The sequence below is a fragment of the Nocardia puris genome (assembly GCF_003315035.1).
GTDB lineage: Bacteria > Actinomycetota > Actinomycetes > Mycobacteriales > Mycobacteriaceae > Nocardia > Nocardia puris.
Genome location: NZ_QNRE01000003.1, coordinates 401,623 through 420,669 on the forward strand (window position 1 = coordinate 401,623; position 19,047 = coordinate 420,669).

17 protein-coding genes are annotated in these 19,047 nt (G+C 71.8%); 12 read left to right on the forward strand and 5 right to left on the reverse strand.

Translation table 11 applies throughout. The annotated features are described in order from the left end of the window. Positions 1-14 precede the first annotated feature (14 nt). From DFR74_RS37075 to DFR74_RS11970, 3 genes are all read left to right on the forward strand, one after another. Positions 15-206 carry a YbdD/YjiX family protein gene (locus DFR74_RS37075; RefSeq protein WP_067508478.1) on the forward strand — a complete coding sequence of 64 codons (192 nt, stop codon included), beginning with the start codon at positions 15-17 and terminating at the stop codon, positions 204-206. Between the two features lie 88 nt (positions 207-294). Beyond that, positions 295-1,854 carry an Ada metal-binding domain-containing protein gene (locus tag DFR74_RS11965; RefSeq protein ID WP_067508354.1) on the forward strand — a complete coding sequence of 520 codons (1,560 nt, stop codon included), beginning with the start codon at positions 295-297 and terminating at the stop codon, positions 1,852-1,854. After that, on the forward strand, positions 1,851-2,360 hold the full coding sequence (locus DFR74_RS11970; protein ID WP_067508352.1) for a methylated-DNA--[protein]-cysteine S-methyltransferase: 510 nt from the start codon (positions 1,851-1,853) through the stop codon (positions 2,358-2,360). The genes DFR74_RS11965 and DFR74_RS11970 overlap by 4 nt, the downstream gene beginning before the upstream one ends. Positions 2,361-2,523: 163 nt before the next feature. Here the strand turns inward: DFR74_RS11970 and DFR74_RS11980 are convergent, their stop codons facing one another. Together DFR74_RS11980 and DFR74_RS11985 are read right to left on the reverse strand one after the other, a co-directional pair. Beyond that, the gene (locus DFR74_RS11980) at positions 2,524-5,772 is read right to left on the reverse strand and encodes an AAA family ATPase (protein ID WP_067508350.1); all 3,249 of its coding nucleotides are present in this window, start codon (positions 5,770-5,772) and stop codon (positions 2,524-2,526) included. A gap of 330 nt (positions 5,773-6,102) precedes the next feature. Then, positions 6,103-7,293, reverse strand: a complete 1,191-nt coding sequence (locus DFR74_RS11985) for an exonuclease SbcCD subunit D (RefSeq protein WP_067508348.1) — start codon at positions 7,291-7,293, stop codon at positions 6,103-6,105. A gap of 113 nt (positions 7,294-7,406) precedes the next feature. Here DFR74_RS11985 and DFR74_RS11990 point away from each other — a divergent pair, with 113 nt between their 5' ends. Further along, complete coding sequence (locus DFR74_RS11990; protein WP_067508346.1) at positions 7,407-8,561, forward strand: DNA recombination protein RmuC; 1,155 nt, start codon at positions 7,407-7,409, stop codon at positions 8,559-8,561. Positions 8,562-8,656: 95 nt separating this feature from the next. Further along, on the forward strand, positions 8,657-9,544 hold the full coding sequence (locus DFR74_RS11995; RefSeq protein WP_113975078.1) for a DUF6542 domain-containing protein: 888 nt from the start codon (positions 8,657-8,659) through the stop codon (positions 9,542-9,544). Here the strand turns inward: DFR74_RS11995 and DFR74_RS12000 are convergent. Further along, a complete protein-coding gene (locus DFR74_RS12000) occupies positions 9,541-10,551 on the reverse strand; it encodes a 4-hydroxy-3-methylbut-2-enyl diphosphate reductase (RefSeq protein ID WP_067508305.1) in 1,011 nt (336 codons plus the stop codon). The two genes, DFR74_RS11995 and DFR74_RS12000, sit on opposite strands and share 4 nt — an antisense overlap. Positions 10,552-10,755: 204 nt before the next feature. On the opposite strand from DFR74_RS12000, the gene DFR74_RS12005 reads away from it, so the two are divergent. The 3 genes from DFR74_RS12005 to DFR74_RS12015 all read left to right on the forward strand — a co-directional run bounded on the left by DFR74_RS12005 (position 10,756) and on the right by DFR74_RS12015 (position 12,927). After that, positions 10,756-11,340, forward strand: a complete 585-nt coding sequence (locus DFR74_RS12005; protein WP_084537537.1) for a lipid droplet-associated protein — start codon at positions 10,756-10,758, stop codon at positions 11,338-11,340. Between the two features lie 73 nt (positions 11,341-11,413). Next, on the forward strand, positions 11,414-12,688 hold the full coding sequence (gene xseA, locus DFR74_RS12010) for an exodeoxyribonuclease VII large subunit (protein ID WP_067508301.1): 1,275 nt from the start codon (positions 11,414-11,416) through the stop codon (positions 12,686-12,688). Positions 12,689-12,690: 2 nt separating this feature from the next. After that, positions 12,691-12,927 (forward strand): exodeoxyribonuclease VII small subunit, encoded by a 237-nt coding sequence (locus DFR74_RS12015; RefSeq protein WP_067508343.1) that lies wholly within the window; start codon positions 12,691-12,693, stop codon positions 12,925-12,927. Between the two features lie 158 nt (positions 12,928-13,085). Here the strand turns inward: DFR74_RS12015 and glpX are convergent, their stop codons facing one another. After that, positions 13,086-14,129: a class II fructose-bisphosphatase gene (gene glpX, locus DFR74_RS12020; protein WP_067508299.1), complete on the reverse strand. Its 1,044-nt coding sequence runs from the start codon at positions 14,127-14,129 to the stop codon at positions 13,086-13,088. A gap of 131 nt (positions 14,130-14,260) precedes the next feature. Here glpX and DFR74_RS12025 point away from each other — a divergent pair, with 131 nt between their 5' ends. From DFR74_RS12025 to DFR74_RS12040, 4 genes are all read left to right on the forward strand, one after another. After that, positions 14,261-14,833 carry a DUF4245 domain-containing protein gene (locus DFR74_RS12025; protein ID WP_067508342.1) on the forward strand — a complete coding sequence of 191 codons (573 nt, stop codon included), beginning with the start codon at positions 14,261-14,263 and terminating at the stop codon, positions 14,831-14,833. A gap of 421 nt (positions 14,834-15,254) precedes the next feature. Continuing rightward, entirely contained in the window at positions 15,255-16,151 is an 897-nt protein-coding gene (locus DFR74_RS12030; RefSeq protein WP_067508297.1) for an aminoglycoside phosphotransferase family protein, read from the forward strand. Positions 16,152-16,215: 64 nt separating this feature from the next. After that, positions 16,216-16,659 (forward strand): TFIIB-type zinc ribbon-containing protein, encoded by a 444-nt coding sequence (locus tag DFR74_RS36635; RefSeq protein WP_198161722.1) that lies wholly within the window; start codon positions 16,216-16,218, stop codon positions 16,657-16,659. Further along, complete coding sequence (locus DFR74_RS12040; RefSeq protein ID WP_067508295.1) at positions 16,656-18,059, forward strand: class II fumarate hydratase; 1,404 nt, start codon at positions 16,656-16,658, stop codon at positions 18,057-18,059. The genes DFR74_RS36635 and DFR74_RS12040 overlap by 4 nt, the downstream gene beginning before the upstream one ends. 49 nt (positions 18,060-18,108) lie before the next feature. On the opposite strand, the gene DFR74_RS12045 is transcribed toward DFR74_RS12040, so the two are convergent. After that, complete coding sequence (locus DFR74_RS12045; protein WP_067508293.1) at positions 18,109-18,981, reverse strand: acyl-ACP desaturase; 873 nt, start codon at positions 18,979-18,981, stop codon at positions 18,109-18,111. Between the last annotated feature and the right edge of the window lie 66 nt (positions 18,982-19,047).

Sequence of the window (19,047 nt, forward strand, 5' to 3'; positions counted from 1 at the left end):
CCGGACCGGGCGTCCTGCGGCGCGCGGGCGCGGGTGCGCGCGGCCTGCTGCGCTGGTTCGACGCGATCGTCGGCGGGCAGGACTACCAGCGCTACGTGGCGCACCTGCGCCGCATGCATCCGGACCGTCCGATTCCGACCGAGCGGCAGTACTGGCGCGAGCGGCACGACGCCGCCGACCGCAACCCCTCGAACCGCTGTTGCTGAGGGCGCCGGCACGGCTTCCGCGCAGGTGAGGCCACGTTCCTCGTACGCGTCCGTTTTCCGCTAGCACGGTCCGGCGGGAGCTGACATTGTGGAGGACGTGACCATCACGGGGTTGGATTTCGAACGATGCTATCGGGCGGTGTCGACGCGCGACTCGCGCTTCGACGGCCAGTTCTTCACGGCCGTGCGTACCACCGGAATCTATTGCCGCCCTTCATGTCCCGCGATCACGCCGAAGCGCGCCAACGTCACCTTCCTGCCGACGGCCGCGGCCGCGCAGCACGCGGGGTTCCGGGCCTGCCGCCGCTGCCTGCCCGACGCCGCGCCCGGTTCGCCGCTGTGGAACACGCGGGCCGATCTGGCGGCGCGGGCCATGCGGCTCATCGGCGACGGCGTCATCGAACGGGGTGGGGTGCCCGCGCTGGCCGCCACCCTCGGGTATTCGCAGCGCCAGCTCACGCGGGTGCTCACCACCGAACTCGGCGCCGGACCGCTGGCGCTGGCCAGGGCCCATCGCGCGCACACCGCGCGGCTGCTCATCCAGACCACCGACATGCCGATGTCGGATATCGCGTTCGCGGCCGGGTTCGCGAGCATCCGCCAGTTCAACGACACGGTGCGCGAGGTGTTCGCGGTGAGTCCCACCACCATGCGCACCGAGGCCCAGCGCGCGCAGCGGAATCCGGCCCGGTCCGCACCCGTGGCGAACGGCGTTCTCTCCCTGCGCCTTCCGTATCGGGAGCCGCTGGACAAGGCGTGGCTCGAATGGTTCCTCTCGGCGCACGTGGTGCCCGGTATGGAGCTGTGGGAGGACCGCGTCTACACCAGGAACCTGCGCACGCCGCACGGTCACGCGGCCGCCCGGCTCAGCTTCCAGCGCGATCACGTGCGCGCCGAGCTGGCACTGCACGACATGCGCGATCTCGCGCCGACCGTCGCCCGGGTGCGGCACCTGCTGGATCTGGACGCCGACCCGGTCGGGATCGATGAGGCGCTCGGGGTGTCGGGGCCCGACTCCGGTGGCGCCGCACCGGATGACGCCGGCGGCCGATCGAACGGTCGTTCCCGTCCCCAGCTGACGCCCGGCATCCGAGTGCCAGGCTGCCTCGACGGCCCGGAACTGTTGTTGCGCACCATGATCGGGCAGCAGATCTCGGTGTCGGCGGCCGCCACCCACACGGCCCGGCTGGTGGAGGCGCTCGGCGAACCCGTCGAGGGTCCGGTGCCGCGACTGTTCCCCACCCCGGCCGTGATCGCCGAGCGCGGAGCCGAGGTGCTCACCGGGCCCGCGCGCCGCATCCGCTCGATCGTGGGCGCGGCCGCCGCCCTGGCCTCCGGCGATCTGGTGCTGCACGCCGGGCGCACCGCCGCCGACCTGCGCCGCGACCTGCTCGCGCTGGACGGTGTGGGCCCGTGGACCGCCGATTACGTGACCATGCGCCTGCTGGCCGATCCCGACGTGCTGCTCGCCACCGACCTGGTGGTCCGCCAGGGCGCGGACCTGCTCGGCGTCGACCTCACCGACACGGGGCGCTGGGCGCCGTGGCGGTCCTATCTCTCCATGCACCTATGGCGCGCCGCGCTGCGTCAGCGCGCCGCCCGACCCTCGGATTCCCTTGCCGCACAGCCGAAAGCGAGCATCTCATGACCACCTCCAGCACCGCCGACTACGCCTTCGTCCAGACCAGGATCGGTCCGTTCACCACGATCGTGGACGGTGACGGCGCGGTCCTCGCGTCGGGCTGGACCGGCGATCCGGAGACGCTGCGAGGCCTCATCCACCCGAGCCTGCGGCCCGCCGACCTGCGGCCGCGCGACTCCCTCGGCGAGGTCACCGACGCGGTCGGCGCGTACCACGAGGGCGATATCGCGGCCATCGACGACATCCCCGTGCGCCAGCGCTCCGGCGAATTCCTCATGCACGCCTGGGACATCCTGCGCAAGGTACCCGCGGGCGCGCCCGTCACCTACACCGAGTTCGCCGCGCTCTCCGGCCGCCCCGACGCCACCCGCGCCGCCGCCAACGCCTGCGCCCGCAACGCCGCCGCCCTGTTCGTCCCGTGCCACCGGGTGACGCGCATCGGTGGTGCGCTGGGCGGGTTCCGCTGGGGGTTGTACGCGAAGCGGTGGTTGCTGGCGCACGAGGAAGAGTAGGTCGGCGATCCCGACCTCTCGGTGCCGTCCGGTGCGCGCCAGCTCCCGCTGCGCCGCGAACGCCCGCTGCCAATGCTCGTCATCGGTCGGCAGGTACTCGTAGGACTCGCGACGGGCGCCGCGCACCCGCTCGTACTCCCCGGCGCCGCGCGCGCTGAACAGCTCAGGCGACAGTGGTGCGGAGGTGGGAGCCGGTGCGGTCGCGCAGGACGTGGAGGCGGCTGGGGATGCGCTGGCGCATTTCATCGACGTGGCTGACGATGCCGACGACGCGGCCGCCGGCGCGGAGTTCGTCGAGGACGCCCATGACGGCGTCGAGGGTGTCGGCGTCGAGGCCGCCGAAGCCCTCGTCGATGAACAGGGTGTCCAGGGCGATGCCGCCGGATTCGGCGGCGACGGTGTCGGCCAAGCCCAGCGCCATGGACAGCGACGCCATGAAGGTCTCGCCGCCGGAGAGGGTTTTGGCGGGGCGGATGGCGCCGGTGTAGTCGTCGCGGATGTCCAGGCCGAGGCCGCCGCGCCTGCCGTGGCGGCCCGCGCGGTCGGTGTGGACGAATTCGTAACGGCCACCGGACATTCGGCGCAGCCGCTCCGAGCCCGCCAGCGCCACTTCCTCGAGCCGGGCGGCCAGCACGTACGAGCGCAGCGACATCTTGCGGTTGTTCTCGCCGCGCCCCGCGACCACGTCGGCCACGCCCGCCAGTTCCTCGTAGGCCCGCCTGCGCGGACCGATCCGCTCCACCTCGGTCCACAGCTGGGCGCCGAGCTCCTCCAGCAACTGCACCCGCCGCGCCGCCTCGGACTGCGCGGCGGCCGCGGTCTCGAGGCGCTCGCGCGCCTCGTGCAAGCGGCGTTCCAGCTCGGCGGGGTCGTCGAGTTCGGCGGTGGCCGCGGCGGCGCTCTCCGGCTCGGCCAGAACCTGTTCGGCGTGCGCCCGGGCGTGCTCGGCGGCGGTGAGTTCGGACTCGATCTCCCGCTGTCGCTGGGGGGTTCGGGCCGCCGCCTTCACGACCACGGCGTAGGCGGCGAGCAGGGCGATGTCGTCGCGGGGCGGGGTGGCCGAACCACGTTCCGCCGCAACGTTATCCGGTGCGGCGCCTGCCGAACCGGTCTCCGCGCGCACAGCGTCCGCCCCGGCGCGTACGCCATCCACGTGGAGTTGCGTGGAATCCGTCGCAACGGAATCGGGATCGGCGGCCGACTCCCCTTCGAGCAGGAAACCTGCGGCGCGGGCGAGGTTTTCGACGCGATCGGCGAGCGCGGTGACCTGTTCGCGGGCGGCGGTGGCGGCCGCGCGGGCGGCGCGCAGGGCGTCGGCGGCCGCGACCAGTGCGTCGAGGCGGGCACGGCGCGCTTCGACGGTCGTGTCCGCGCCCGCGGCGGCGCGCAGGCGTTCGGTGAGTTCGGCGAGGCGCGCTTCGCCGGCCGAGAGCCGGGCGGCCAGCGCGCTGCGGCGGGCTTCGGCGGCGCGCAGATCGTCGTGCAGGCGGGTTTCGTCGGTGCGCAGGCGGGTGACGTCGGCGGAGGCGGCCTCGATCTGTTCGGCGGCGTCGGCGGCGTCCTCGTAGCGGGCGGTGACGCCGCGCAGAGCGGCGGCGAGTTCGACGCGGTCGGTGTCGCCGCCGCGCGCGATCAGCGCCTCGATCTCGCGCTCCAAGCCGGTGACGACCGTCAGCGCGGTATCGCGCTCGGCTTCGGCGGCGCGCTCGGCCTCGGCCGCCTTCCGTTCCGCCGCGTCGGAGACCGCGCTCGCCCCGGGCGTCGCCGGATCGGGATGGTCCGGCGATCCGCACACCTTGCACGGATGGCCCGTGACCAACTGGCCCGCGAGCTCGGCCGCCATCCCGGACAGGCGGCGCTCGCGCAGGTCGAGCACCCGCTCCTTGGCGTCGTTGTGGGTGGCGCGGGCGGTCTCGTAGGTGACCCGGGCGCGGTCCAGATCCGTTCGGCGACCGGTCAATTCGACGGCCGCCGCGGTGGCCGATTGCAGACGTTCCAACTCGGCGCTCAGCGCGGGCAGCGTCGCGGCCGCGTCGGACACTTCGCGCATCCTGGCCTCGGCGGCGGCGATCGCCGCGGGCAACCGCTCCCGCGACGCCGCCAGCTCACCCATGCGCCGCGCCACCGCCTCCGATTCGGTGCGCAGGCCGGCCAGCTCGGCGGACAGCTGTTCGGCGGCCTTCGCGTCGGAGCGGACCTCGTCCAGCGCGCCGATGCGTTTGCCCCACCGCAAGATCGCGGCACCGAGATCGGCGTCCACGCGAATCCCCGGCTCGGTGGCGGGGCCGGCCCCTGTGCCTGATTGTTCAGGGTCGGCGGCGGATACACCGGTCAGCAGGTCCAGCCCACCGAGGTCCGCGGCGCGCGGGTCCAGCAGTGCGTCGGCGAGTTTCCGTGCGGCGGAATGCGCTTCGGATTCCCGCTTACGCGAGTTCATCACCGCGTCGCGCGCCTCGTCGATGGCTTCCTTGACGGGCTGGGCGCGGCGGGCCAGGTCCAGCTCGGCGGCGAGGGCGGAGCGATGCGGCGCCCCGGCGGCGTAGTCGTCCAAACGATGCCGGGCGGCGTCCATGCGGCGGCGCTGTTCGGCGAGCCTGCGCTGTGCGTCGGCGTGCTCACTCAGGCGGGTGGATTCGGCGCGGCACCGTTCGACCTCGGCGGAGGCGGCGGTGAGGTCGGCGCGGGCGGCGGTGAGCAGGTCCTGGGACCAGCCGACGGCGTCCACGGTGCCCACCGAATCGGTCGCGCTCAGCCCGGCCGCGCCCCGGATCTGGGCGATGAGCCGCTCGATGTGCTCGCGCTGGGTGTCCAGTTCCGCGCCCGCCACGCGTTTGCGTTCCAGCAACCACTGTTCGGCGGTGCCGAAACGCTCGGTGTCGAAGAGCTTTTCGAGCAGCTTCTCGCGCTCCTCGTTCTCGGCGCGCAGGAACCGGGCGAAATCGCCCTGCGGGAGCAGCACCACCTGGAAGAACTGGTCGGCGCTCATGCCGAGCAGGCGGATGATCTCGTCGCCGATATCGCTGATGCGCGCCAGGTTGACCCCGGCGCCGTCCAGCCATTCCAGCGTGGCCTTCGCGGGCTCGGTGCGCATACCGGTGCCGCGCAGCTTCGGCCGCTCGAATTCTGGTGTGCGCGTGAGCCGCAGCCGCCGCCCGCCCAGCGTCGCCTCCAGCACCACGCGCGGCGGCGTCTGCGGGGACGCGTGATCCGAGTGCAGCCGCTTGCTCTCCCCCCGCGCGCCCGGGACCTTGCCGTACAGGGCGAACGCGATCGCGTCGAGCACGGTCGTCTTGCCCGCCCCGGTGTGCCCGTGCAGCAGGAACAGCCCGTCGGCGCCGAGGGCGTCGAAATCGACCACCGTGGGCGCGGCGAACGGGCCGAACGCCGTCATCTCCAACCGATGCAGCCTCACCTCACCACCCCGATCCCACCCGTCGAGCCGTGTGGCGGGCTCCCACGCTTCCCCGCGAACAGTGCCCGTCCTCGTCCGGGCGCTCGGGTCTCAGCGGCGGCACCGCCGCGTTCCATCGGCCGCGACATCCCTGCCGTGATCACCCACGTGCTCATGCCGCGCGCCCGCTCGTCTCGGCCACACGCGACGCACACCGGCAGCTCACCCACCCGCGCATTCATACGCACCGCGCCCGCTCGGCTCCAGCACGCACGGAGCGCGCCAGCAGCTCACCCACGCGTCGTGCCCCCTCAGCGCAGGCGAAGCGCGTCAGCGGCTCACCCCACCCGCTCATGCCGTCAGCCCCTCCGTCACCGATCCGTCCTCGAGGACGACCGGAGCCGGCCGATCCGATTCGCGCACCGCCGCCGCCAGCGCGCGCTCCACCCACACCATCTCGCCCGCCGTGGGCTCGCGGCGCACATCGGTCAGAAAGCTCTGCGCCACTTCGGCATCGCGGCGGCCGCGCACACGCTCACGATAGTGCAGCTCCGGATTGCCGCCCGGCCGTTGCCATTCCACGTGCACGGCGTGCGGAAAACGTTCGCGCAGTTTGCGCAGCGCGTCGATCGGGCGGGTGTCGTCGGTGAGGATCGCGGACACGTAGTGGTCGACCACGGCCTCGTGCGTCGCGTCGGAAAGCAATTCCTCCAGGGTTCCGGTGAGGTTGCTCAACCCGCGCACAACGGGCAGATCGCGGCGCTCGACCGCACTCAGCCCCGACTCGTCCAGGTCCACGATCCACACGGCCTTGCGGTGGGAGTTCTCCGCGAACGAATACGGCAGGGGCGAGCCCGAATAGCGCACCGACTCCGAGAGTGCCTGTGGCGAATGCAGGTGCCCCAGCGCCACGTAATCGATGCCGTCGAACGCCGAGAGCGGGACCGTCTCGACCCCGCCCACCGAGATGGACCGCTCCGAACCGGTCGCCGCGCCGCCCACCACGAACGCGTGCGCGAGCACCACCGTGCGCACCCCCGGCCGCTCCGCGATATCGGCCCGGATCCGCGCCATCACGGCGTCGAGCACCTCGGCGTGCGAACGCGCCTGCGGCACACCGAGTTCGGCGCGCGTGACATCCGGCTCCAGGTACGGGATGCCGTAGAACGCGACCTCGCCGTGCGCGTCGGCGAGCAGCACCGGCCGGTGCGCCTCGGCGACGGTGGTGCGCAGGTGCAGCCCGCCGGCGGCCGCGAAACTCGCCCCCGCGCCCAGCCGGGTGGGCGAATCGTGATTGCCCGCCGTGGCCACGATGCGCGCGCCGGCCGCGCGGATCGCCTCGAAACCCCTATTGCACACCGCGATCGCGTCGGCACTCGGAATGGAGCGGTCGTACACGTCGCCGGGCACCACCACCACGTCCACCGATTCCGCCGCCACCAACTCGGCGACGGCCGCCAGCGAACACGCTTGATCGGCAAGCAGATCGACGCCGTGGAACGTCCGGCCGATATGCCAGTCCGAGGTGTGCAGGATCCGCATGGCCCGAAACCGTAGGCCCACCCACCGACAAGTGGCAATCGGCTGGCGTGTCGCCACGCGGACACGCGGGCAGGTCCGCGAACCTGTCGGTGGGGTGCGGCACTATCGGCGCCATGACCGCACCGATGCTCGTCGCGTTGCTGCTGGTGTTCGCCGCCGGGGCGGGCATCGGCTGGCTCGGCCACGCGGCGCGCGCGGGGCAGCGGGCCGTGGCCGCCGAGGCGCGGCTGGCGGCGGCGAGCGAGAACGAGCGGCTGCTGCGGCAATCGCTGCACGCGGCCAACGAGGATGCGGCGCGCAGGCATTCGCACGCGGTGGGCACGCTGGTGGAACCGCTGCGCGAGGCCGTCGGCGTGCTGAACCAGCAGATCCAGCAGGTGGAGCGCCACCGCGTCGACGCCTACGCCGGGCTGCGCGAGCAGGTGGCCACCATGCAGCGCACCTCGCACCAGCTGGCGGGCCAGACGAGTCAGCTGGTCGCGGCGCTGCGGGCGCCGCAGGTGCGCGGCCGGTGGGGCGAGATCCAGCTCGAGCGCGTCGTGGAACTGGCGGGGATGACCAAGCACTGTGATTTCTCCACCCAGGTGCATCGCGCGGCGGGCGACGAGCACCGCACCGGCGTGGTGCGGCCCGATCTGGTGGTGCACCTGTCCGGTGGCAGGCACATCGTGGTGGATGCCAAGGTCCCGTTCTCCGCGTATCTGGACGCGGCCACCACCGACGATCCCGACGTGCGCGCCGACCTACTCGCCCGCCACGCCAAACACTTGCGCGCCCACGTCGACCAGCTGGCCGACAAACAGTATTGGGCGGCGTTCGACCCGGCCCCCGAGTTCGTGGTGCTGTTCGTGCCCGGCGACCCGTTCCTCGACGCGGCACTCACCACCGATTCGGGCCTGCTGGAGTACGCGTTCGGCCGGAACGTGATCCTCGCTACTCCCACCACGCTCGTCGCCCTGCTGCGCACCATCGCGTTCGGCTGGCGCCAGGAGGCGGTCTCGCGGGATATGGCGGCGGTGCAGCGGCTGGGCCGCGAACTCCACACCCGGCTCGGCATGACGGGCAGGCACCTGGACCGCCTCGGCACCCAGCTGGGCAAGGCCGTGGACGCCTACAACTACGCCGTGGCCTCGGTCGAATCCCGGGTGATGGTCACCGCCCGCAAGCTCCACGACTTGGAGATCGCCGAACAGGAGGTACCCGCGATCGGCCGGGTGGACGTCCGGCCGCGAACGGTCGGTTTCGCCGACGTGGACGATCCACACTGACGGGCCGACGCCGCGCACCGCCGTAGGGAAGGCGCAGGTGCCCCTTCGGCCCTGCGTTGACACCCACCGCCGCCGTGGCGGTTAGTGTGCACTGTGTGGCTCCTTCCCAACGTGTGCGATCCGAGGTGCCCGCGCCGCAGCGTTCCATCCTGCCGACGGTGCCGGGTGTCCCGGCCTGGTCGGCGGTTCTGATCGCGGTCGCGTGCACGCTGCTCGGCTTCCTGATCGATGCCCACGGCGACCAGACCGACCTCACCGGCAGTTTCGCCGCGCTCTACGTCATCGGCTGTGTCGCCGCGGTGCTCGCCGTGCGCTACCGGGGGATCTTCACCACGCTGGTGTTACCGCCGCTGCTGTTGTTCCTCGCCGTGCCGCTGGCGTACCAGCAGCTCACCGGAAGCTCCTCCACCGGCATCAAGGACATCCTGTTCAACCTGGCGATCCCGCTGGTCAACCGGTTCCCGACGATGATGCTGGCCACCGCGCTGGTGCTGGCGATCGGCGCGGCGCGCATCCTGCTGCACCGGCGCGAGGCGGCGGCGGAGAAGTCGACCCAGGCCAGGCGGGGCACCAGCTGGGGCCGCAGTGCGATGGCGAAGCGCGAGGACAAGCGCTCGATGAAACGCGCGGAGAAGCGTCCGGAGCCGCGCGTCGCGAAGAAGGAGGCGCCGCAGGCGAAGCGCCGCCCGCGCAGGCCGCAGCCGGAGATCGATGATCCGGTGACCGACAAGTACGAACCCCCGCGCCCCGGCCGTCGCCCGCCCCGCGACGTCGCGGACGCGCCGCCCCGGGTAGGCGCGCGCGGACGGGAAGGCAGGCCCCCGGCACGCGGTGGCAGGCCCGCGGCGGTGCCGCGCGGCGAGGCCGAGCCCGCGCGCGGGGCGCGCGGACGAGCCGAGGCGCCACCCCATCCGCAGCCGAACGTCCGCTACCGCGACCGGGAACCCGGCCGCCCCCAGCGGCGCAAGCCGGAAAGTCTCTAGCGGCGGGCGGTGCGCAATTCGCGGGGCAGCGCGAACACCAGCGTCTCGTTGGCGGTGGTGACCGGCTGCACCTCGCCGAAGCCGTACTCGGCGAGCATGTCGAGCACGCCGCGCACCAGGATGTCGGGCACCGACGCGCCCGAGGTGATGCCGACCGTGCGCACGCCCTCCAGCCAGGCCGGGTCGACCTCGCGGGCGTAGTCCACCAGGTGGGCGGCCCGTGCGCCCGCGCCGAGCGCCACCTCGACCAGCCGCACCGAGTTCGACGAGTTGCGCGAGCCGACCACGATCACCAGATCGCACTCCGGCGCCATCGCCTTCACCGCGACCTGGCGGTTCTGGGTGGCGTAGCAGATGTCGTCGCTGGGCGGGTCCTGCAGCGAGGGGAAGCGCTCCCGCAGCCGCTGCACGGTCTCCATGGTCTCGTCGACGCTCAGCGTGGTCTGGGAGAGCCAGATCACCTTGCTCTCGTCGCGGACGGTGACGCGGTCCACCGCGTCGGGACCGTCCACCAGCTGCACGTGGTCGGGCGCCTCACCGGCGGTGCCCTCGACCTCCTCATGGCCCTCGTGGCCGATGAGCAGGATGTCGAAGTCGTCGCGGGCGAAGCGCTTGGCCTCCTGGTGCACCTTGGTGACCAGCGGGCAGGTCGCATCGATCGTGTGCAGGTCGCGCGCGGCGGCGGCCTCGTGGACGGCCGGGGAGACGCCGTGCGCTGAGAACACCACGACCGCGCCGTGCGGCACCTCGTCGGTGTCGTCGACGAAGACCACGCCGCGCTCGCGCAGCGTCTCCACCACGTGGCGGTTGTGCACGATCTCCTTGCGCACGTAGATAGGGGCGCCGTGCTTCTCCAGCGCCTTCTCCACGGTTTCCACCGCGCGGTCGACGCCGGCGCAGTAGCCGCGCGGCTCGGCGAGCAGCACGCGCTTGCCACCGTCGGCCTCGGTTTTCACACCGCCCGCGGAGCGGGCGATTCCGACGTTCAGGGGGATGGCCGAAGACATGCCCCTCAGCTTACGTGGGCCGGGCGAGTGGCGAGCGCCCGGACGAAGGCCGGGCTGCGGCATCCGGCGGGCTTCCTACAGAATGTGTCTGTGACAGCAATTAACACTACGATCGGCGAGTACACCGGGTCACTCGACGCGCGCCCGCCCGGCCGCGGCACCCGGAGTCTTTGCAGATCACGACGTATCGGGCAGGCTATGACCATGTTTCGACCTCCGTTCGTGGCACGGGTCGCCGCCGGTGCCGCCGTCTACGCCATTGAAGAAACCCGCCGGCTACCGACCGTCGCGCTGAACTTCCCGATCACCGCGATCAGTCAGGTGCTGCAGACCACGATGCACGTCCAGCAGTTCGTGACCAGCCTCGCTCTCAAGGGCGACGGCGTGTTCGAGCGTCTGGGCGGCAAGCCGGTCGAGCAGCCCGAATGGGCCACCTTCGACGAGGATCTGACCAACGGGCAAACCTCCGGCGCCGCCGCACAGGTCAGCGCGTTCGACCTGTTCACCGCCGAGGAGCCGGTCTCGGCCAACGGCCACGCCGCCGCGCAGGCCGAGGTAACCGAGATCACACCGGAGCCGGTCGCGCCGGAGCCGGTGGAGATCGTGGTCCCCGAGATCGCGGTCCGCTACGACTACGACAACATGACCCTGGCCCAGCTGCGCGCCCGCCTGCGCATGCTGACCATCGACGACCTCACCGCGCTGCTGGACTACGAGCAGCAGACGCACGCCCGCGCGCCGTTCGTCACCATGCTGACGAACCGGATCGCCACCGTCCGGGCCCAGTGACCGCTGTCCCAGCGGCCACGCGGCGGGCCGGCCGAGCACGAACCGGTCGGACCCGCCGCGTATACCTGTCCGTATGACACAGAGCGGGCAGCAGACTCCGGCGAATTCCGCCGAGAATCCCTGGCCGGTGCGCTCGGTGGCCGTGAAGGTCATGCAGTGGATCGAGCGGCTCGGCAGCGTCTGGGTCGAGGGCCAGGTCACCCAGATCTCCCTGCGCCCCGGGGCGCGCACCGCCTTCCTGGTGCTGCGTGACCCGTCGGCCGATATGTCCCTGCAGGTCACTTGCGAGGCCGACCTGTTGCGCCGCTCACCCGTCCCGCTGCAAGAGGGCAGCCGGGTGGTGGTGTACGGCAAACTCACCTTCTTCACCGGGCGCGGCACGCTGTCGCTGCGGGTGGTCGAGATCCGGCCCGTCGGCGTCGGCGAACTGCTGGCCCGCATCGCGCGCTTGAAGGCGCTGCTGGATGCCGAGGGCCTGTTCGATCCGCGGCTCAAACGGCCCCTCCCGTTCCTGCCCCGCACCGTCGGGTTGATCACCGGACGCGCGAGCGCCGCCGAGCACGACGTGGTGAGCGTCGCCGAGAACCGGTGGCCCGCCGTGCGTTTCGCGATCCGCAACACCGCCGTGCAGGGGCCCACCGCGGTGCCGCAGATCCTGGAGGCGCTGGCCGAGCTGGATCGAGACCCGTCCGTCGACGTGATCGTGCTGGCGCGCGGCGGCGGCAGCGTGGAGGATCTGCTGCCGTTCTCCGACGAGGCGCTGTGCCGCGCCATCGTGGCCGCCACCACGCCGATCGTGAGCGCGATCGGTCACGAACCCGACAACCCGCTCTCGGACTACGTCGCCGACCTGCGCGCCGCCACCCCCACCGACGCCGCCAAACGCGTCGTGCCCGACGCCGCCGCCGAACTGGCCGGTGTGCGCGAACTGCGCGCCCGTTCGGCCGCCGCCCTGCGGGGCTGGGTGGACCGCGAGACCCGCGCGCTCGCGCAGCTGCGGTCGCGGCCCGTGCTGGCCGATCCGCTGCGCGAGATCGACCGGCGCGGCGAGGAGATCGCCCGGCTGCGCACCGCCGCCCGCCGCGATGTCGACCACCTGATCCGCGCCGAGTACACCGCCACGCGGCATCTGCGCGAGAAGCTGACGGCGGTGGGCCCGGCCGCGACACTGGCCCGCGGCTACGCTGTCGTGCAACGCGTGACCGGCGCCGAACGCCATGTCGTGCGCACCATCGAGGACGCGCCCGCGGGCAGCCAGCTGCGCATCCGGGTCGCCGACGGCGCGGTCACCGCCGCCGCCCTCGGTACCCGGGAACTCGGCGCCCGCCAGCACACAGGAGGGAAGTGACCTTGGCCGAGCCCGGCAAGGACGAACTGGCCGAGATCGCGACCTTCGGCTACGAACGCGCCCGCGACGAGCTGGTGAACGTCGTCAAGATGCTCGAGCAGGGCGGGCTGGACCTCGACGACTCGCTGGCGCTGTGGGAGCGCGGGGAGGCGCTGGCCAACCGGTGCGAGGAGCACCTGGCGGGCGCGCGCAAACGGGTCGAGGACGCGCTGAGCCATGGGGAATCCGAGAACGACTGACGCCGCAGACTGACCGTCCGGGGTCACGGCCACGGGTCGGTGGCGGGGTTCCTCGGCCGCACTCCGCCGCGCATCGCACACGCCGACGATCCGCGCGGTCCTCGCGACGACAACGGCCCGCGCTCCGATTCGGAACGCGGGCCGCGTATCGACGCCGATCAGGGCAGCGGCGGCACCGCGCCCTCGTCGCCGTCGAAGTCCACCGAGGAGTACTCGCGCAGCTTGGTCAGGCGGTGGTAGGCGTCGATCATGCGGACGGTGCCCGACTTGGAGCGCATCACGATCGACTGGGTGGACGCGCCGCCGCCGAAGTAGCGCACGCCGCGCAGCAGGTCGCCGTCGGTGACGCCGGTCGCGCAGAAGAAGACGTTCTCGCCGGCGACCAGGTCGGAGGTGGTGAGCACGCGGTCCAGATCGTGGCCCGCGTCGATCGCCTTCTGGCGCTCGTCGTCGTCCTTGGGGGCCAGCATGCCCTGCAGCTCGCCGCCCATGCAGCGGATCGCGGCCGCGGCGATGATGCCCTCGGGGGTGCCGCCGATACCGACCAGGATGTCGGTGCCGGATTCGGGACGGGCCGCGGCGATGGCGCCCGCGACGTCGCCGTCGGAGATGAGGCGGATGCGCGCGCCCGCGTCGCGGGTCTGCTGGATGAGCTCGGTGTGGCGGGGCCGGTCCAGGATGCAGACGGTGAGGTCGGAGACCGAGGAGTTCTTCGCCTTCGCGACGCGGCGGATGTTCTCGCCGATCGGGGCCGAGATATCGATCACATCGGCGGCCTCGGGGCCGACCGCGATCTTGTGCATGTAGAACACGGCCGACGGATCGAACATGGCGCCGCGCTCGGCCACCGCCAGCACCGAGATGGCGCCCGGCGAACCCTTCGACATCAGCGTGGTGCCGTCGATCGGGTCGACCGCGAAGTCCACGTCGGGGCCGGTGCCGTCGCCCACGGCCTCGCCGTTGTACAGCATGGGCGCCTCGTCCTTCTCGCCCTCGCCGATCACCACGACGCCGCGCATGGACACCGAACTGACCAGCTGCCGCATGGCGTCGACGGCCGCGCCGTCGCCACCTTCCTTGTCACCGCGGCCCACCCAGCGACCGGCGGCCATGGCGCCCGCCTCGGTCACGCGGACCAGTTCGAGCGCCAGGTTGCGGTCGGGCGCCTCGCGGCGGCTGGGAGCGGGGGAAGATGCCGTCATTGCGGGGTGCCTCCTCGGTTGGTACGTACCGGACGATTGTCTCATTCCGCGATGGCGCGCCCGTGCACCCCTGGTCGGAGCCGGTGGGGTGCCCGGCGACCGGCGATCCCGGCACCGTGGATACTGGGAGTGTGTCGTACCAAAAGCCACGCATCCTGCACAGCTACAAGGATCTGTTCTTCTCGCTGATCCCGCTGGTGCTGATCGTCGTGGTCTTCGCCGGGCTGGCCAGTCAGTGCACCTTCGCCGCGCAGGGCCCGACGCCGGGCCAGATCCCGAACTTCGATGTGGACGCCGCGCTCGGCTCCGACGCGCGCACGCTCTCGTTCCCGATCCGCAACCCCGACCTGCCCGAGGGCTGGACGCCGAACTCCGGCCGCCGCGACACCATCACCGGCGAGGGCGGCGGCGCCGTCAGCGTGGTCGGCTTCCTCACCCCGCAGGGCCGCTACATGCAGGTCGCGCAGAGCAGCGCCACCGAGGAGTCCTTCGCCCGGTTCCTGCTCGGCTCGCGCTACGCCACCGGCGCCGAGCAGATCGGCGAGCAGAAGTGGGTCGTGTACACCGAGCCCACCGAGGAAACCGCCTGGATCGCCGACTTCGGTGATGCCCGGATCGTCATCAAGGGCGCGGGCAACGACGAATCCTTCACCACCCTCGCCACCGCCCTCACCAACGCCACCCCCCTCCCCCGCACGCAGTAGGGACTGCCCGGCGGACAGGAGCACAGTAGGGCTGTCTCCGGGACGGGACCACCGCAGGAGCGCGCCGCTGCCCCGCACACGGCGGCGGCCGTCTCCCGGACGGGCACACTGCTGGAGCCACCTCCCGGTCGGCACACTGAAAGAGCCACGCATCCGGACAGGTACGGCCGTGGCCGGTACGCAGTAGAAGCCACCCTGGACAGGCAAAGAGCGGGAGCCGCCGCTTCCAGGGCGAGCACGGCCGCCCACGGTGACATGGTGCGCACCAATGGAGCCGGGCAGGCCACCCGATAGCGGTGGTGTCGCGGCGGGATAGCGGGGATGTCGCATTGTGGATTCCGTATGGGGTTCGGGTGCGCGGGACCGGCGCGGCGGGGAAGATGGGGAGGTGATCGTCGGGCATGAATTACGTTTCAGCGCAATGGAACTCGTCAAAGAGACAGTTGCAGTGGGAGTCGGTGCGGGCGGGGGTCACGGGCCGCCCACCGTGCTGGTGGAACGGGCGGACGTTCTCGTCGTCCGGACCGGGGATGTGGTCGTGAAGGCGCACGCGGCGGAAACCTGTGGGGTGGAATTGGTTTCGCGACTCACGCTGGCCGAGGAGTCGGGCGCGCACGGCCCGCTGTTGCGGCCCGTGCGGGTGGCCGGGGCCCTGATCACCTGGCGCAAGCGGCGGATGCTGACGGTGTGGCCGTACGGGAAACCGGTCGACCCGGTCGATCCCGACGTGGCGCCGTGGGAGGAGGCGGCCGCGCTCCTGGCGCGGTTACACGGAACCGAAACGCGGGGGCGGGGTTTGCCGCGAGCGGGCGGACCCGGCCGTGTGCGGCGCGCGGTGCGGCGGTTGCGGGACGCGGGCGACGCGGTGCACAGCGCCGCCGCCGAGGTCGTGTGCCACGCATTCGCTCGATTGCCGGAACTGAATTCGGCGGGCCGGGCGTTGACGCACGGCGACTTCCACCTGGGCCAGCTGGTGTGCGTGACGGACGGCGGCTGGCGGCTGATCGACATCGACGACCTCGGAATCGGCGATCCCGCTTGGGATCTCGCCCGCCCCGCCGCGATGTTCGCGGCCGGCGTGCTGGAACCGGCCGCCTGGCAGCGTTTTCTCACGGCGTACCGCGACGCGGGTGGTGTCGCGGTGCCCGCCGAGGGCGACGAATGGGCGGCGCTGGACCTCCCGGCACGAGCGGTCGCCGTGCAGGCGGCGGCGCTCGCGCTCGTCACCGCCGCCCTGTCCGGACGCGAATTGGATGATCTGGACACGGCTTTGGTGGACGCGTGCCGGCGGATTGCTGCCGTAGACGCCATATCGTGATGCGCGCATAGGTCGTCGGATCCGAGTAGCGTGGCCGGAATGCAGTGTCCGAAGTGTGGGTTTCATGCAGACCTACCACCGCAGCAGGGTGCAGATCGAGCAGTGCGGTAACTGCCGGGGGATCTTCCTGGACTGCGGCGAGCTCGAGAATCTGACCCGCCTCGAGGCCGGCTACGCGGCTCCGCCGCCCCCCGGTCGCGCCCGTCGCGCCGCCCGCCGCCCCCGCCTGGGGCGCGCCCGCTCCGCACTACGGCTACGGCCATCACCACAAGCACCGCGCCTTCGGCAAGATGCTCTTCTCGTCCTGATCACTGTCCGCCGGAAACGGCAGCCGCGCACCGGCCGGAGAACGGCTCGCCGAGCAAGTCGCCCGCTCGGACCGGGGCACGCGACACGGAGCCGCCCGGGAGTCGGTTTCGACCCGACTTCCGGGGGCCGTTCCTGTGGCAAACCGCTCAGGCGTGGCAGCCCCACAGGCCCCGCGCGCGGCATAGGGTCGGGTTCATGACCGAGGAGACGCAGTACCGCATCGAGCACGACACCATGGGCGAGGTCCGGGTACCTGTGCACGCTCTGTGGCGGGCACAGACCCAGCGGGCCGTGGAGAACTTCCCGATCAGTGGACGCGGGCTGGAGCGGGCGCAGATTCGCGCGCTCGGATTGCTGAAAGCCGCGTGCGCGAAGGTGAACAAGGATCTCGGGCTGCTCGACGCCGCCAAGGCCGACGCCATCATCGCCGCCGCGACGGAGATCGCCGAGGGCAAGCACGACGACCAGTTCCCGATCGATGTGTTCCAGACCGGTTCGGGCACCAGCTCCAATATGAACGCCAACGAGGTGATCGCCTCCATCGCCAAGGCGAACGGCGTGGACGTGCACCCCAACGACGACGTGAACATGTCGCAGTCGTCCAATGACACCTTCCCCACCGCCACGCACCTGGCGGCCACCGAGGCCGTGATCAAGGAGCTGGTGCCCGCCCTGGACCACCTGCGCCTGGCGCTGCTGGACAAGTCGACCGAGTGGCGCACCGTGGTGAAGTCCGGCCGCACCCACCTGATGGACGCGGTGCCGGTGACGCTGGGCCAGGAGTTCGGCGGCTACACCCGCCAGATCGCGGCGGGCATCGAGCGCGCCATGGCCACGCTGCCGCGCGTGGGCGAACTGCCGATCGGCGGCACCGCGGTGGGCTCCGGGCTCAACGCCCCCGACGGTTTCGGCACCCGGGTGGTGGCCGAGCTGGTCCGCACCACCGGCATCGACGCGCTGTCGGAGGCGCAGGACCACTTCGAGGCCCAGGCCGCCCGCGACGGCCTGGTCGAGCTGTCCGGCGCGCTGCGCGTGGTCGCGGTGAGCCTCACCAAGATCGCCAACGACATCCGCTGGATGGGGTCGGGCCCGCTCACCGGCCTGGCCGAACTCCAGCTCCCGGATCTGCAGCCGGGCAGCTCGATCATGCCGGGCAAGGTGAATCCGGTGCTGCCCGAGGCGGTGACGCAGGTGGCGGCGCAGGTGATCGGCAACGACGCGGCGGTCGCGTTCTCCGGCGCGAGCGGCGCGTTCGAGCTCAACGTCTACATCCCGGTGATGGCGCGCAACGTGCTCGAGTCGATCACGTTGCTGGCCAACGTGTCCCGCCTGTTCGCCGACAAGTGCGTTCGCGGCCTGACCGCCGACGTGGAGCGCCTGCGCACGCTGGCCGAGTCCTCGCCCTCCATCGTGACGCCGCTGAACTCGGCGATCGGCTACGAGGAGGCCGCGGCCGTGGCCAAGGAGGCGCTGAAGGAGAAGAAGACCATCCGCCAGACCGTCATCGACCGCGGCCTGATCGGCGACAAGCTCACCGAAGAGGAGCTGGACCGCCGCCTCGACGTGCTGTCCATGGCGAAGGTGCGCGAGCAGGGCTAGACACGGCGAAGGCCGGGCGGTGCGACACCGCCCGGCCTCCCACCGGATCTCACGCGGGCAGGAATTCCCGCAGGTACTCCAGCTCGGCGCGCGCCGTACGGCCCTCGTCACCGAGGTCGGTGCGCTCGAAGACGTTCCAGCGGCGCAGCAGCGGCGCGAACACCAGCTCACCCTCCTTGGCCGGATCGTAGATACCGGCCTCGGCCAGCAGCTCGTCGCTGGAACGGCCGTCGGGCAGCTGCGCGGTGGGCACGTGGAAATCGGCCACGCGATCGGCGATGGCCCGCATGGTCTGATCGGGCGTGAGCGCGAACGCCGCCGCCACCAGGTCGGCGAAGAACTCCGACTGCAGTTCGTCGTCGGCGGCGATGCGCTCGGCGATCGCGGTGACGATCGGGTTCTCGTTCAGCGCCGCGGTGTTGCGGTGCCGGATGCCGGAGGCCGCCTCCTCGAACGCGCAGTTGGCGAGCACATCGATCAGGTGCAGCGGCGGGCGGCGGAAGCCGTTGGTCATGTGCGCCATGCGCAGCCGCTCCAGTTCCACCGGATCCACCGACCGGGTGACCATGAGGTAGTTGCGGATCATGATCTCGTGCCGGTTCTCCTCGGCCGTCCAGCGGCCGACCCAGCGCCACCACGGCCCGATCCGCAGGTACTTGCCGATCTCGCGGTGGTAGGAGGGCAGGTTGTCGGCGATCAGCACGCTCACCGTCAGCGCCAGCTTGGCGACCTCGCTCAGCTCGGACTGCTCCGGCGACCAGTCGACGCCGCCGAGGAACTCGAAGTTGCGGCCGTCGTCCCAGGGCACGTAGTCGTGCGGCTGCCAGCCGTCGGCGACGGAGATGTGGCGACGCAGATTCAGTTCCACCTCGTCCGCCAGCTGCTCGAGCAGTTCGCGGTCGGTCCAGAGATTTTGCACCATGACAACCTAGCTGCTCGGGCCCCGCAGCGGGGCACTACGGACATCGAACCGTCACGACACCCGCGA

Excerpts from the sequence above, each read along its gene's own strand:
- DFR74_RS11970 (WP_067508352.1), top strand. The coding sequence starts at position 1,851 with ATGACCACCTCCAGCACCGCCGACTACGCCTTCGTCCAGACCAGGATC.
- DFR74_RS11985 (WP_067508348.1), bottom strand. The coding sequence starts at position 7,293 with ATGCGGATCCTGCACACCTCGGACTGGCATATCGGCCGGACGTTCCAC.
- DFR74_RS11990 (WP_067508346.1), top strand. The coding sequence starts at position 7,407 with ATGACCGCACCGATGCTCGTCGCGTTGCTGCTGGTGTTCGCCGCCGGG.
- DFR74_RS12000 (WP_067508305.1), bottom strand. The coding sequence starts at position 10,551 with ATGTCTTCGGCCATCCCCCTGAACGTCGGAATCGCCCGCTCCGCGGGC.
- DFR74_RS12005 (WP_084537537.1), top strand. The coding sequence starts at position 10,756 with ATGTTTCGACCTCCGTTCGTGGCACGGGTCGCCGCCGGTGCCGCCGTC.
- xseA (WP_067508301.1), top strand. The coding sequence starts at position 11,414 with ATGACACAGAGCGGGCAGCAGACTCCGGCGAATTCCGCCGAGAATCCC.
- glpX (WP_067508299.1), bottom strand. The coding sequence starts at position 14,129 with ATGACGGCATCTTCCCCCGCTCCCAGCCGCCGCGAGGCGCCCGACCGC.
- DFR74_RS12030 (WP_067508297.1), top strand. The coding sequence starts at position 15,255 with ATGGAACTCGTCAAAGAGACAGTTGCAGTGGGAGTCGGTGCGGGCGGG.
- DFR74_RS36635 (WP_198161722.1), top strand. The coding sequence starts at position 16,216 with ATGCAGACCTACCACCGCAGCAGGGTGCAGATCGAGCAGTGCGGTAAC.
- DFR74_RS12040 (WP_067508295.1), top strand. The coding sequence starts at position 16,656 with ATGACCGAGGAGACGCAGTACCGCATCGAGCACGACACCATGGGCGAG.
- DFR74_RS12045 (WP_067508293.1), bottom strand. The coding sequence starts at position 18,981 with ATGGTGCAAAATCTCTGGACCGACCGCGAACTGCTCGAGCAGCTGGCG.